Below are 13921 nucleotides of genomic sequence, written 5' to 3' on the forward strand. Positions count from 1 at the left end.
CTTTACAGCTAAAAAGAATACACATATGGATAAATGAGCAACATAACCACTAAGAAGACGGCGATAAATAGGAAACTTCCAATCAATACGATCTTCCAATTGTTCTTTTTAAGCTGGAAGTAATAAGTTGCAAACAAAATAATTAGCAAGAAAATTACAACGCCGATGTTCACAGGATTGAAAGGAGATCCGGCCCCATCTGATGGATTTGAGAACATCCCAACTGTGACAAACCCAATGATAACTAGAGATAACAAATGAATAGCATGTATTGTTATTCGATAAATGTTCCTCAAAAAGACCACTCCTTCTAACGTAACTCTAAGGCGATATCGCTCAACCTACTGCGTATCACCAATTGCACCTTCCTTGCTCGATCATCTAGATCTTTTATATCCTCGGTTTGTTGTTGCCAACTTAACTTTGTTTCTGTTTCAAGCTTACACACTTCCTCTTCTATCCATTTGGCGTATTGACGATATCGTTTGATCGCAAGAAATTCATCCTGAAATTCCTCTGGCAATCTATAATGGAGTTCACTGAACCACTTTTGAAATGCCTTCTCTCCATCTTCGTTTATTCTATCTTTAAAAGTATTCATGATTTCTTCCGCAAATTCTCTATCAAACTTCATTTCTGCCATCTTTTTATTAATAGCTTCCAATGTAAAATGACTCACGTTCCTATTTCGAAAACCTAGTACTTTCCTAATCATTGGTCCTCAACCTTTCACTCGGTTTCTCTTTATAAACATACCACAAAATGGTAAATGGTTAGAACCACCTTAGCTTATTCTCTCACCACTAACGTAACGCGAAAAAAATGCGCCCCTTATGAAAGGAACGCATTAAAACATAGCCTAGCCAATTATATTGTATCCTGCATCGACATAGATGATTTCACCTGTTACTCCTCTAGATAGATGACTCAGCATCGCGATCGTCATATCGCCGACTTCTTCTTTTGTCACATTTCGTTTAAGAGGAGCCGTTTCTTCAACTTTATGAAGGATCTCATTAAACGAGCCCACTCCTTTAGCTGCAAGAGTTCTGATTGCTCCAGCAGAAATCGCATTAACACGAATGTTGTCTTTTCCTAAATCTGTTGAAAGGTACTTTACGGAAGACTCAAGAGCTGCTTTTGCGACTCCCATCACATTATAGCCACGCACAGCCTTTTCCGCTCCAAGGTAACTCATCGTCACGATCGAACCACCTTCAGTCATAAATGGTTTTGCTTCTCTAGCAACCGCTATTAACGAGTACGAGCTCGTATCTTGCGCAAAAGCATAACCAGATCTTGAAGTATTAATAAAATCACCTTTTAAATCTTCTGCATTGGCAAAGGCAACTGAATGCACAATTCCGTGGATCGTGCCTACCTTTTCACCAATTTGTTGAAACGCATCTTTAATGCTATCATCATTGTTGACATCACATTGTACGACTAATTCAGCAGGATAGTCATTTTCCTTTAATAACTTAGTTAACTTTCCAAACGAACGCTCTAGTCGATATGTAAAAATAAGATTCGCACCAGCTTGATAAAGTGACTGAGCTACTCCCCAAGCAAGACTACGCTCATTGGCAACACCCATAATGACAACATTTTTCCCTTTCAATTTAAGCAAATCTTCCATCTCGTCCTCCTACATTAACGTATAATCAATATATTTATATGTGGTTATATTACCAGGTACTAATTTAAAGTATATCATATTTTCTTTTTAAACTAAATTAGATTGAGAAAAAGCTTCCCCTTACTCATGAATGTCGTAGATTAAAATATCAAATAGCTCACCATTCGTATAGAGAAGAAAGGCCCATTCCCCTCTTTCTGGCAATGTAATAGAAGACGGCATGTGGGCATCTGCACCGTTGTTTTCTCCAATCGCTTGTCTTGTCCAATAAGGCTCTCCACCAGGTCCGTTATAGAGAACTTGATGAACCGTTTTCGTTTCTTTATGGAAACCAACAACGGTTAGTTCCACATCATCCACACCCCATAAATGCCACATCCATTTTTGACCGTTTAATACGGGCATATCTGCACCAATGACACCAGATTTGTTCTCATTCCCTTTCATTCCTCGGTCTCCAAAGTCAACTGCTTTCCTCTCCCAATCAACTTGATGAAGATCAGTTTCCTGAACAAATGAAGGGATACTTTCTGGTAAAAGAATAGCAATTTCACCAGTTTCCTCCGAACTGCAAGCAACCGAAAAGAGAACACTGCCTAACATCAAAATAAATAACAGCTTTTTCAATCACTCCATCTCCTAACATTTATTTCAGACCAAGGAAAAACGTAGAATGTTCAATATCCCCAATCATCGACTCGCCATTTATCTGTTTTTCGATCTCTGACCAATATCCACTTCCAATCGGATTGCGTTGAGTTCGGCTCAAAACTCCCATCACCACCAGAAGAGTTCACATCAAAATTTGATAGTAAAACAATTACATTTCCATCATTATCCTCATTTAATGAACCATTGCCATACTTTAAATAGTCCTCACTATACTGGTTAGAATGACTTTCCGAATACCAAAGATCGGTAAGCTCACAACCCCTAAACCCCATAAACTTTCTCTTCACAACAGCAATCGCTGCATTAATTTCCTCCTCAGAAAATTTAGTAGACTCTTCAATACTCACTTGAACATTATGAGTCTTCCCAACTTGGCTATAAAACACAATCGACAGCAAAACGATGATAAGGCAGAGAGAAATGATCTTTTTCATAGGAAACCTCTTTTTAATGTTTATATTTGTGAGGAGTGCTCAAGCATAAACACTCGCTAGTAAGTATTTCTATTTAAAAAAGCATTTCCCCTTCTAACTCCTAAAACTGAATCCGTTTCCTTATAGGAGATGTTATTTTAGTAGATTACACCCTTATTCCAGGACACTTCATACTTCTTTCTAGTCCAATTTGTCCTTTAGCACACTTCTCTTGGACATCTTCCTCCCTTTTCTTCTCCACTTTGTCCTTTAGCACGCTTCTCTCGGACATCTCGCTCCCTTTTCTTCCCCACTTTGTCCTTTAGCACGCTTCTCGGACATCTCGCTCCCTTTTCTTCCCCACTTTGTCCTTTAGCACGCTTCTCTCGGACATCTTCCTCTCTTTTCTTCCCCTCTTTGTCCTTTAGCCCACTTTCCCTCCTTCAAACACAAAAAAGGCTGCCAGACTCACTTCCTGGCAACCCGATAACTATTCAGCTTCTGATTAATAAGGTCCTGTTTCGTGGCTTTTGTTCACAGCATCTTTTGTTGCTTCGTTTGCTGCGATTGAGCCTTGGCCATATTTGGATTGACCAGCTTCACGACCTGGTACGTTGTTTTCCGCATTCATTTCTTTCATTTCTTTGATTTTCATTTCCAACGCTTCCTTGACTCGACGGCCGTATTCTTCATCAGCTTGTGTAAAGTGCTCAATCATCGCATTTTGGATACGCTCGTGACAGACAGCAAGTGCGTCGGAAAGGTTTTTGATTAGTTCATCGCGCTCCCAATCATCAAAGCTGCGGTACGTATGGCCGGCTTGACCGTAGTTATTAGGACGGTCGATCGGCTCACTCTTTAAGGCATCATTGTACGTTGGTTGATGTGGGTTGTGGTTTTCTTTGCTCGCTTCCTTAAAGCCGCCAAGCATAGATGGCTCATAGTTAATATGCGGATTGTCTCCAGACTCTTTCGGATCGCGCACATCCATTTGGCCACGTTGCTGATTTGTGCGAACAGGCGCTTTCGGTGCATTGACTGGCAACTTCAAATAGTTCGCGCCAACACGGTAGCGCTGTGTATCAGAGTAAGAGAACGTGCGTCCTTGCAGCATTTTGTCATCTGAGAAGTCCATTCCATCAACAAGAACCCCAGTACCGAAAGCGGCTTGTTCAATCTCTGAATGAAAATCAACTGGATTACGATCAAGAACCATACGTCCTACTGGCAACCAAGGGAACTGGTCCTCTGGCCAAAGTTTCGTATCATCGAGCGGATCAAAATCTAGTTCCGGATGATAATCATCCTCCATAATTTGAACAAAGAGCTCCCACTCTGGATAATCTCCATTGTCAATCGCTTCATAGAGATCTTGTGTCGCATGACCTACATTTTTCGCTTGGATCTCGTTTGCCTCTTCTTGGGTTAAATTTCGAATCCCTTGCTTCGGCTCCCAGTGATACTTCACCAACACAGCTTCTCCTTTTTCATTTACCCACTTATACGTGTTAACCCCGGAACCTTGCATATGGCGATAGGTTGCAGGGATCCCCCATGGCGAGAATAGAAATGTAATCATATGTGTTGCTTCAGGTGTACGAGACACGAAATCAAACATCCGCTCAGGATTTGGCACGTTTGAAGCAGGATCTGGCTTAAATGCGTGAATCATATCAGGGAACTTCATCGCATCACGGATAAAGAAGATTTTCAAGTTATTCCCAACTAAATCCCAATTTCCATCCTCCGTATACATTTTAACCGCAAAACCGCGTGGATCTCGTGCTGTTTCAGGAGAATCCTTCGCCCCTGCTACTGTCGAAAAGCGAACCATTAGCGGTGTTTTCTTTCCTGCACCAGAAAACACTTTCGCACGAGTATACTTTTCTACCGGCTCATCGCCTACTTTTCCATACGTTTCAAAATAACCAAAGGCGCCCGACCCTCGTGCATGGACGACACGCTCTGGTACCTCTTCTCGATCGAAGTGGGAAATTTTTTCGATGAAATGATAATTTTCAAGAGTCGCTGGACCACGGTTGCCAACGGTTCGGATATTCTGATTATCTCTGACAGGATGCCCCTGACGAGTTGTCAGTTCCTCCCGCGTTACATCATCCTCATGATTAGAAGAACCGGTTCTTCCGTTTTCCGCCATATAAAAAACCCCCTAAATATATTTACACCTATATGTTGCACCAATTTGGAAATTTCATACACTAATTGGGATTTTTTTTTCACAAACAAAAAACAGGAGCTGTATGATAACTCAAATGTTTTTTACTTTATTTGTACTTGAAAAGAGGAAAACTCAATCGGCTTAATAGAATCGCCCTTATATTCTATCTCTTTTTCGTTGCCATTTTCGTCTATTTCCACTCCTCCTCCAGCTGAGGGAATGACTACATAAGGAGTGATCGTCAATTCGGTAACAGTAGAATCAATCGGATCAAATTGCTTATTACTCTTGAACACGATCGAATCCTTCACTCTTTCACCTGTTACACCACCCGAGCGTCCTGCAACCTCATTTCCATCTTGATCCTCAATCAGAAACTCAATATTCCCTCCACGGCTCAGATCAAAATCCGTTTCCTCTTCCGAACTTTCATAGGCGATGCTTAGCCCCGTTTCACTTACAGACATTTCTTTTACAGTGAGGGTTACTCCATCAACTGTCTGTGTATGTTGAACAGGAATCGTCTGAATATCGGTCATTTTTTCAACAGGAGTGGAGAAATACCACGTTTCTCCCTTTTCCCCACGTAACATTAATCCGAGTTCGAACTGCTCCGGCATGTCGTCAGTCACATTGATCTCCTGAATCGCTGTACGAGTCGTTGTCGAAAGAATTTCTTCACCGTAACTTCCGGTTGCCCCAGCTGGATTTCTACCATTAATCGTAAAATCCATCCCTGCACCAAAGTAAAATGGATCAAGCTCCTCGTCGGATTCAATGAAAAGACCGAGCGTAATATTATTTTGATCATATAATAATTCAGCAAGCGTAACGGAAATGCCATTGACCGTCTGCGTCTCGCCAATTTCATTCGTTAGCCCCTTTTTTTGAGCTTGTTGCAGACCGATCAAATCCGAATTTCCGAAAACAGAACCGATAATAGGGATTTGCGCCAAACTACTAGCCAAAGCCGGAGAAACGTAAGAAGACCCAACCAAAATTGCAAAAGCCGCCGCCACGCTGCCTAAAGCATATAGGCGTTTTCTTCGCTTACTAGCAACTCGAGTTTGCTTATCTCTTTGCTCTTTCGCTTGATTAATGCCCGAACGAATCGCGGAACGAACTTGTTCTTGTGGAAACTTCTCGAGGGGATCATGTGACTTTTTCATTTAATTGATAACTCCTTTCCAATTCACTTCTCAATAGTTTCTTCGCTCTACGTAAATACGTTTTTACTGTCCCAACCGGCTTCTCCATTACCTCAGCAATATCCTTAATCGATAAGTCATGATAGTAAAATAAGATCACCGATGTTTGATAGGACGGATTTAATTTTGACAGTGCCTCATGTAAATGAAAGGAATCAAACACCTCGTCCTGCTTGTAATCTAGTCGCTTCAACAACTCGCTTTCCTCATAAGGAATCATCTGATCGCGCTCTCGTAACAACCTGTAACATTCACGTATGAGAATCCGAAACAGCCACGTTGAAAAAAATTCCGGATTCCGCAATTGCCCAATCGCAAGAAACGCCTTGCACGCCGTTTCCTGAATAGCATCCAAAGCCTCCTCCTTTTTCCCAACGTAGGAAAGCGCCTTATAGTAGAGTCTTTTTTCTACTTGAAAAAGCAATTCCTCAAACGCCTCAGCATCACCATTCATCGCTCTTTTTACCGTATTTAGATCCTGTTCCATCGTGCCATCACTCCCTCCTCTCACTAGTTAGAGTGATTTTGCCAAATAAAAAGTTTCAACTTTATCCTTTTTTTATAAATTTAATTAGAAAAAGGGCAACCCCTGTCTATTCAAGGATTGCACCATTCATCATCACTTCACACTACTGGCGAGAAACATCGAAGCATCCTGCTTCATAAAAATCTGCTTGCCATGATAGAACGTTCTCATTTCAGTTGAGGAAAAACCAACTTCTGCTAACGTTTCTTTCAGCTCTTCATGCGAGAAACTATTATGGACTGTCGGATGTTGTATGTTCTCGTTTTTGTCAAAATCGACCACAATTAGCCTGCCGCCACGATTTAAGACTGCAAACAACTCTTGTAAATCTGCCTCCCCCCTCCGGTTCCTTAAAGAAAAAAAGTAGTAACCGAAGCATGAAGCATCAACAGGGCCAGAGCTCCTAGAAGACCAAACCAACCTAATAACCTTTGAATCATGATTAGAAAAATAGAGAGAAAGATTCCTGTTACGACTAGACTTCCGCTTGAACCGAGTACGATGAAAGGTTCAGCGATTCTTGAGTTCACAAGAAACACCGCAACCATCGCCAACATCCCAATTGCTACACTTATGACTAAAACGAGATCTTGCAGTTTTCTCCCTTTAAAACTTGCAATACGCACCCCAATACCGACAACTAATAGAAACCCTATATAAACAAGCGGGTATCCCACTAATTCAACGAATGTAAAACTCAGATTCTCCGTTAATCCCGTTGTTGAAATTTGATAACTGATCAAAATGAGGACAATTTGACTGATCAAAGCGAAAGGTCTTCGAAACGAAGCCCCCATCGCCTTTACAAGGTCATTGGCATATTCTTTCGGGGTACAACCAAAGATCTGCTGAACATTCTTTCCATGTTGCTCACCTTCTAGTAAATGCCCTTCCGCTTCTTGGATGAAGTCATCTACTTCTTCATGTTTCACACCTTTCGTAAAGAGATAACCTCTCAAATCTTGTAAAAATTTTTCACTTTCCAACGATAGTTTCATTGTTTCTCCTCCTTTAATAATTGATCAACTCCCGTTTTTAATTCGTTCCAATTGATGATGAAATCATTCAGTTCTTCCTCGCCTTTTTCCGTAATCCGATAATACTTTCTGTTCGGTCCTGCGCTAGACTTTTTCAACGTTCCTTCAATTAAACCTTCTTTGTTCATCCTGATTAATAAAGGATAAATAGACCCTTCACTCACCGCAGAAAATCCACTCTCATGAAGTTTCGTAGCGAGTTCATACCCATATACCTCTTTTTCAGCAATGATTTTTAATATACACCCTTCAAGGATTCCTTTTAGCATTTGAGTTTGTGACAAATTTTGATCACCTCCACTATTCAGTACCTTGCAATACAAGGTACACATTCAAAAAAGACCACTACCTTGCTTTACAAGATAATGATACCAAACACTACCTTGTTTTGCCAAGTAATATTTGGAAGTTTTTTACTCAAAGATATAGGAACCCTTCTATCGATACAAAAAGAACAAATAAAGAAGCAATGATACTCATGTAGCCCCTTTTGTTATCGGCTCGAAGGTCAATGACCCCTGAAACAAACATCAAAATAGACAATTTCAACATCAAAAAGGCCATATAATCAAAGTTTTGAGTGACGATACTAAAGCCTGCCAACAGAACGATTACAATAGCTAGAATTAGCCTTACTGTTTTTAACATAGTTCTCCTCCTTAATCCTTTTATTTCCAATCTAACATATTTCTCTTTGCTTGATTTGCTTTTTTCCCTTACAATTGGTATTAGATCGTTCTAATTCTGAATTATGGAAATTTTATCATTGACTGAGAAGGTGTATATGTGAGGAGAAGAATTAGTGTTTATCTGATTGGTTTGGCGGTTGCGGCATTAGGAATCGCGCTCGTAATTAAATCCGGAGCTGGTACGGGTCCTTGGGACACGGTTGCCGTAGGGCTGCATTTACACTTGGGATTAACGATCGGGACTTGGGCGATTCTCTCACAAGGACTTCTAATTTTTGTGACGAGTATCATCGAGAGAAAAGGACCACAGTTTTTATCCCTAGTTGTGTTAGTAGTGAGAAGTTTGTTCCTCGATTTTTGGCTCTATCTTGTGTTACGCAACGTTGATTTCACCTCTTCGATCGGCATGCAATGGCTGACTTTTACGATTGGTCTCTTATTACTCGGCACTGGAATTGGTATTTACTTATTATCAAAGTTTGCCGCATCTCCTGTTGACGGCTTGATGGTTGCCATTCATCAGCGCTTTGGACTTAGTTTTACCGTTTCGAGAATCATCATCGAAGCAACAGCGGTTTGCCTAGGCTTTCTGTTAGGGGGTCCAGTCGGGCTCGGAACCATCATCATGGCTCTAACGTTAGGAAGAATTGTGCAGAGTTCCTACAGTCTTTTTCAAAAACTATCGAATAAAGAACAACAATCTCTTTCGGCCTAACTTTGACAGACAGCCATTTCCCCGAGAAATGGCTGCTTTTTTCAAGAAAACAAATGCTCTGAAGGCACATTCACCTCACGCTTCATAGTAAACATCTTTAACCCAACGAGTAACTTTAAGCCCCCATCAAGAAGCGCAAAAACAATAAAAGGAACACCGATCAGGACTAACCCAAGCAAACCATTCACAACCGTTAAAAGGCCTAAAACAATCATGCTCCTCCCTTGAGAAAAATAAAAACCAAAGAAATGAACCCCAACCACGATAAAAATACTTAACCAAAACAACCTTACATTCTCAAAACCAATAAGCAACCCACAAGCTGTACATAACACGACATTCAAGACGATCGCTATGTTATCCATCCGATCCTGAAACTTCGTACTCTTCCCATAAGCCAACTTCCGATTCACAAACGGAAACACAAGAATCAACAGAAACCCAACAAAATAACCAATCCCTAACACGAGCGGTTGAATAAGTAAATCACCACCAAGCAGCGCGGAAACAATCACAATAACCCCGATATACACTAACCAAACCCCACACGTTCTTTGCGTGTTATACTCTCTGATCCCGGTCAAGAAGCTCCCCTCCTCATTTATTCTGTTCTTTCAGTAATTCAATTATCTCCTTGTTTTGCTCGTTGACCTTGCCTAACTTACGCTCAATCGCAAACAATGTAGACATTAACAAAGCAAAAGCAATTAACCCAAATATGACCATAAGCCCTCCTAACCATTAACAATCTTTAAATTTACTAGGATTCTCAATCCGAATAGAACGAACCTCCCCACAATCCAAACAGAAGGAATAAATCTTAATAGAGCCCATTGAAAACTTCTTATCTAAAGGCCTAACCGACGAAAAATCAGTTCCTTCCGCGAACTCACTCCCACCACAATTTTGACAAATTGTCTCTTTCAACACCACCAACTCCTTTATATTTTACAAGAATATACGAGGTAAAAGGGAAATAGTTCCATTTTTCGTTAGATATTTTTAAACTTTCTAATTAATACGGTCTTAGTAGGTGGGTTTTGAGGTGTTTTTGTTCTTTCGATGTACTTTCTTGGACACTTGTTTCTGGTGCTCAGCTATTTTGTCCTTTAGACGCTCTTTCTTGGACACTTTTTCCTCGTGCTCCGACGCTTTTATCCTTTAGACGCTCTTTCTTGGACACTTCTCCCTGATTCTCACCCACTTCTGTCCTTTAGACGCTCTCTCTTAGACACTTCTCCTTGATTCTCACCCACTTCTGTCCTTTAGACGCTCTCTCTTAGACACTTCTCCCTGATTCTCACCCACTTCTGTCCTTTAGACTCTCTCTCTTAGACACTTCTCCCTGATTCTCACCCACTTCTGTCCTTTAGACGCTCTCTCTTAGACACTTCTCCCTGATTCTCACCCACCACTTCCTTCCCTCGACAAAATCCGGGGCGTGCCAGGCACCACGAAAACAAAACCCGAAATATTTGTACTATTCTCTCTCATAATCTATCATATTAACTAACAATCCAAGGAGGCGAACCAAATGAAGTACACAACGTTGAAAAAGTCGAATCTAAAAGCATCTGTCATTGGACTTGGTACCAATGCGGTGGGTGGGCATAATTTGTTTAAAAATGTAAATGAAGCTGACGGGAAAGAGTTAGTGAGAGAAGCAGTAAAGATTGGGGTCAACTTCCTTGATACAGCGGATATTTACGGCCTTGGCCGTTCTGAGGAATTAGTTGGAGAAGTGTTGAAAGAGTTTCATCGCGATGATTATGTGATTGCGACAAAAGGAGCGAAGCATTGGTTCAGCGATGGCTCGGTTAAAACGGATAATCGTCCGGAGTATCTAAGAGAAGCGGTTGAAAAGAGTTTGCAGCGGCTGCAATTAGACGATGTCGACTTATATTATTTACACTTTCCTGATCATGAAACACCGTTTGCCGAATCGATTGGGGAATTAGCTCGGTTAAAGAAAGAAGGGAAAATTAGGTCGATCGGGATTTCAAATGTGTCACTTGAGCAATTAAAAGAGGCAAACCAGGATGGCGACATTTCTGTCCTCCAAGCCCCTTATCATATGCTAGATCGTTCAGCGGAAAAGGATTTATTGCCTTACTGTATCGAACATAACATTTCGTTCATTCCATACGGTCCGTTAGCCTTTGGCTTGCTTGGTGGCGGCTTCACAAAAGACTCGAAGCTCGATCCTAAGGATTGGCGCAATTCCGTTCCTCTATTCCAAGAGGAGCAATTCCAGCAAACCCTCTTCAAAGTGGAGAGATTAAAAGAAGTCGCGAGCGAAAAAGAAACGACACTCCCTAACCTAGCACTCGCTTGGTTACTTGCCCAAGAAGGCGTCGACGCAGTCATTCCTGGAGGCAAACGAAAAGAACGCATCCGCGAAAATGCTCAAGCAAGCGAGATTGACTTGTCACAAAGCGAACTAGCTTTGATCGATGATATTTTATAGAGGGGACAGGTTCCTCGTCTTAATCAAGACGTTCGATAACGCTCTTTGAAACACCCGTAACGCGAGATAATTGCCTAATCGAGACACCACCTAGCTTTTTTAATTCCCGAAGTATGTCATCTCGATTCGCTTTATCCATTTGCTGTAAGTAACTGCTACTTGTAATTCCCAGCTCCTTCATGTAATCCGTAAGAACGTGATCAGGCGTTCTTGATCTAGTTTCTACATCTAGAACATCATCATCTGATAAGTGCCGCATATAGTTTTTAAACAGATGCAGAGCCTGCTTTTTTTCAGCTGCAAATTGAGAGAGAGGAAAGTCAATATCTACCAGATTAGCTCTTTGAATGTATTCCTCCATGCTTGTCCATGGGCTATGAAACACACTTTGAGCGAGGCCTGCTTTAAGGGGATTTTGATGGATATACTTGAGGACGGATAAGAAATAGGCTCGATCTTCAACATTTTCACTTTTAAAGCGACCTTGAAAAAGATGCCCATACCTATCATATTTCTGATTGTACCAGTAAACGTAACTGGAACTAATTCGTTTTATAATCATTGAGATCGGTTCCTCCCCCTCTTTTAACAAAAGGTGGACGTGATTGTTCATCAAACAGTAACCGTACAACTCAAATTGGCATTTCTCTTTATATCGTTTTAACGTTTCGAGAAACCTTACTTTATCTTCCTCATCCTCGAAAATTACCTGTTGATTCACTCCTCTCTGGATAATATGATAAATGCCACTTCTACTTTTGGTTCTAGGTTTTCTAGGCACTCTTGACATCACCTCGGATTTAACTTCTTTTTGGAATTTATTAGGAGGATCTAGTTGTTGCTGTGTGTTAGATGGGATGAGGATGGGAATTACAAGGTGATTCTATGTGTGTGGGTGTTGGTTGAGATGAGGAACGGAAAATAGAAGAGGGAACATGAAGAGCGGAAGAACGGGCAAAAGAACGAAGGCAATGACGCATACGCAGAATCAACGCGGGACACGCGGGGCGGGGGCTCTGGCTCTAGGGGATCTTATTACTTTTCGACTCTTAGTAGTGGAAAACCTCTTTTTTTTGGGGACAGGTTCCCCGTCCCATTTAACACAAAAAGAGGACTCCCACTCGAAAATTGTAGACAAGGAACCTGTCCCCCCTACTCACCCCACCTACTCAAACCGCAAAGACTCAATCGGATTCAACTTCGCTGCTTTATTAGCTGGCAATAACCCAAAGAGAACTCCAATAGCCATCGAGAATAACAGCGCACCTATTACGATTGGAAGTGATAGTAAAGAGGGCCAACCTAATAGAAGGGAAATAACGCTTGCTACCGCTATCCCCAGTCCGACTCCTAGAACTCCACCTATTAATGTTAAAATGATCGATTCAATAAGGAATTGCAGCAGAATTTGTTGCCGGGTAGCACCTAATGATTTACGAATTCCAATTTCCCTTGTTCTTTCTGTTACGGAAACAAGCATAATATTCATCACACCGATCCCGCCAACAAACAAGGAGATCCCTGCTATTCCACCGATGATTAGTGTCATGATTCGAGTAACTTGTCCAATGCCGCTTGCTATTTCTTCCATATTCAACACTTCATAAGCTTCGCTTGTACCATTTAACTGATTTAGAAGCTCTGTCGCTTTTTCTCCTGCGACTTGCAACTGATCTAAGCTGCTAGCTTGAATCGTAACTTGACCAAAGTCGTTCGATCCCTTTATATTGCGCCAAGTTTCCCAAGGTATATACACTTCTGACACATTAAATGCCAATAACCCAGTAGCCGGTTCCAACACACCTATAACCTCAACGGGTTGGTCTCCTATACGAATAATTTGCCCAACTGCTGTTTCATCCGGAAAGAATTCCTCTGCAACCGCATGAGATATAAGAGCTACCCTCTTACCAGCTAAGAAATCCCCAGTTTGAAAAGAGAGCCCTTCGAATATGTTTAAATGATGGACATTCAGATAAGGCTGGTTAATTCCAATAACAGAAGCATCTAATATCTCTGTACGATAGGTAATCGTACTATATTCCATACTCGAAGCGACTACATTGACAACTTCTTCAATCTTCTCTAACTCTCGTATATCAGTTAACGAAAACGCTGGCTCGTTCCAAATATTTGGATTGGCCCTTATTTCCTCATCTGTTGGTGAAAAGTAAATTTCACTCGTGTTATGATCGCCAGCAATCTGTTTCTTTAATAACTCCTCTCCGCCACGACCTATAGCTACGACGATAATGACAGAAGCTACTCCTATAATAATTCCTAGCATTGTCAAAACCGATCGCATTTTATGTGAGTAAATCGAACGAAAGGCTATTCGAATGTTTTCCATGACATTCATGAGTAAGCTCCTTTCTA

The 13921-nt window shown here is 41.2% G+C and carries 17 protein-coding genes and 1 pseudogene; 2 read left to right on the forward strand and 16 right to left on the reverse strand.

Annotation, left to right across the window (positions count from 1 at the left end):
- Positions 1–8: 8 nt before the first annotated feature.
- The 12 genes and pseudogenes from BkAM31D_RS20435 to BkAM31D_RS20490 form a co-directional block, all read right to left on the reverse strand.
- Entirely contained in the window at positions 9–296 is a 288-nt protein-coding gene (locus BkAM31D_RS20435; RefSeq protein WP_066157247.1) for a hypothetical protein, read from the reverse strand.
- A 14-nt stretch (positions 297–310) separates the two neighbouring features.
- Positions 311–715 carry a hypothetical protein gene (locus BkAM31D_RS20440; RefSeq protein ID WP_066157250.1) on the reverse strand — a complete coding sequence of 135 codons (405 nt, stop codon included), beginning with the start codon at positions 713–715 and terminating at the stop codon, positions 311–313.
- Positions 716–859: 144 nt separating this feature from the next.
- Positions 860–1639 carry an enoyl-ACP reductase FabI gene (gene fabI / locus BkAM31D_RS20445; RefSeq protein WP_066157253.1) on the reverse strand — a complete coding sequence of 260 codons (780 nt, stop codon included), beginning with the start codon at positions 1637–1639 and terminating at the stop codon, positions 860–862.
- Between the two features lie 120 nt (positions 1640–1759).
- On the reverse strand, positions 1760–2266 hold the full coding sequence (locus tag BkAM31D_RS20450; RefSeq protein WP_066157259.1) for a DUF4871 domain-containing protein: 507 nt from the start codon (positions 2264–2266) through the stop codon (positions 1760–1762).
- Positions 2267–2316: 50 nt separating this feature from the next.
- A complete protein-coding gene (locus BkAM31D_RS20455; protein WP_066157264.1) occupies positions 2317–2745 on the reverse strand; it encodes a DUF4829 domain-containing protein in 429 nt (142 codons plus the stop codon).
- Between the two features lie 484 nt (positions 2746–3229).
- Complete coding sequence (locus tag BkAM31D_RS20460; protein WP_066157267.1) at positions 3230–4882, reverse strand: catalase; 1653 nt, start codon at positions 4880–4882, stop codon at positions 3230–3232.
- Positions 4883–5004: 122 nt separating this feature from the next.
- Complete coding sequence (locus BkAM31D_RS20465; protein WP_066157270.1) at positions 5005–6072, reverse strand: DUF4179 domain-containing protein; 1068 nt, start codon at positions 6070–6072, stop codon at positions 5005–5007.
- Positions 6056–6598, reverse strand: a complete 543-nt coding sequence (locus BkAM31D_RS20470) for a sigma-70 family RNA polymerase sigma factor (protein WP_066157273.1) — start codon at positions 6596–6598, stop codon at positions 6056–6058. Before BkAM31D_RS20470 ends, BkAM31D_RS20465 begins: the two co-directional genes overlap by 17 nt.
- 132 nt (positions 6599–6730) lie before the next feature.
- Positions 6731–6964: pseudogene (locus BkAM31D_RS20475) on the reverse strand (hypothetical protein); the annotation flags it as partial.
- A gap of 23 nt (positions 6965–6987) precedes the next feature.
- Positions 6988–7635, reverse strand: a complete 648-nt coding sequence (locus tag BkAM31D_RS20480) for an HAAS domain-containing protein (RefSeq protein ID WP_066157276.1) — start codon at positions 7633–7635, stop codon at positions 6988–6990.
- Positions 7632–7943: a PadR family transcriptional regulator gene (locus BkAM31D_RS20485; protein ID WP_084372338.1), complete on the reverse strand. Its 312-nt coding sequence runs from the start codon at positions 7941–7943 to the stop codon at positions 7632–7634. Before BkAM31D_RS20485 ends, BkAM31D_RS20480 begins: the two co-directional genes overlap by 4 nt.
- 148 nt (positions 7944–8091) lie before the next feature.
- Positions 8092–8322 carry a DUF3953 domain-containing protein gene (locus tag BkAM31D_RS20490; RefSeq protein ID WP_066157282.1) on the reverse strand — a complete coding sequence of 77 codons (231 nt, stop codon included), beginning with the start codon at positions 8320–8322 and terminating at the stop codon, positions 8092–8094.
- 138 nt (positions 8323–8460) lie between these two features.
- Here BkAM31D_RS20490 and BkAM31D_RS20495 point away from each other — a divergent pair, with 138 nt between their 5' ends.
- Positions 8461–9078, forward strand: a complete 618-nt coding sequence (locus BkAM31D_RS20495; protein WP_066157284.1) for a YczE/YyaS/YitT family protein — start codon at positions 8461–8463, stop codon at positions 9076–9078.
- A 41-nt stretch (positions 9079–9119) separates the two neighbouring features.
- Here the strand turns inward: BkAM31D_RS20495 and BkAM31D_RS20500 are convergent, their stop codons facing one another.
- On the reverse strand, positions 9120–9662 hold the full coding sequence (locus tag BkAM31D_RS20500) for a DUF6609 family protein (RefSeq protein WP_066157287.1): 543 nt from the start codon (positions 9660–9662) through the stop codon (positions 9120–9122).
- Between the two features lie 13 nt (positions 9663–9675).
- The gene (locus BkAM31D_RS24600) at positions 9676–9804 is read right to left on the reverse strand and encodes a hypothetical protein (RefSeq protein WP_257391610.1); all 129 of its coding nucleotides are present in this window, start codon (positions 9802–9804) and stop codon (positions 9676–9678) included.
- An 808-nt stretch (positions 9805–10612) separates the two neighbouring features.
- Between BkAM31D_RS24600 and BkAM31D_RS20510 the strand changes: the two genes are divergently transcribed.
- Positions 10613–11545, forward strand: coding sequence for an aldo/keto reductase (locus BkAM31D_RS20510; RefSeq protein ID WP_066157292.1), 933 nt, complete (start codon positions 10613–10615; stop codon positions 11543–11545).
- A 19-nt stretch (positions 11546–11564) separates the two neighbouring features.
- Here the strand turns inward: BkAM31D_RS20510 and BkAM31D_RS20515 are convergent, their stop codons facing one another.
- Positions 11565–12335, reverse strand: a complete 771-nt coding sequence (locus BkAM31D_RS20515; RefSeq protein WP_306807476.1) for a transposase — start codon at positions 12333–12335, stop codon at positions 11565–11567.
- A 375-nt stretch (positions 12336–12710) separates the two neighbouring features.
- The gene (locus tag BkAM31D_RS20520; protein WP_066157297.1) at positions 12711–13904 is read right to left on the reverse strand and encodes an ABC transporter permease; all 1194 of its coding nucleotides are present in this window, start codon (positions 13902–13904) and stop codon (positions 12711–12713) included.
- Positions 13905–13921: the final 17 nt, after the last annotated feature.

This window comes from Halalkalibacter krulwichiae, assembly GCF_002109385.1.
GTDB lineage: Bacteria > Bacillota > Bacilli > Bacillales > Bacillaceae_D > Halalkalibacter > Halalkalibacter krulwichiae.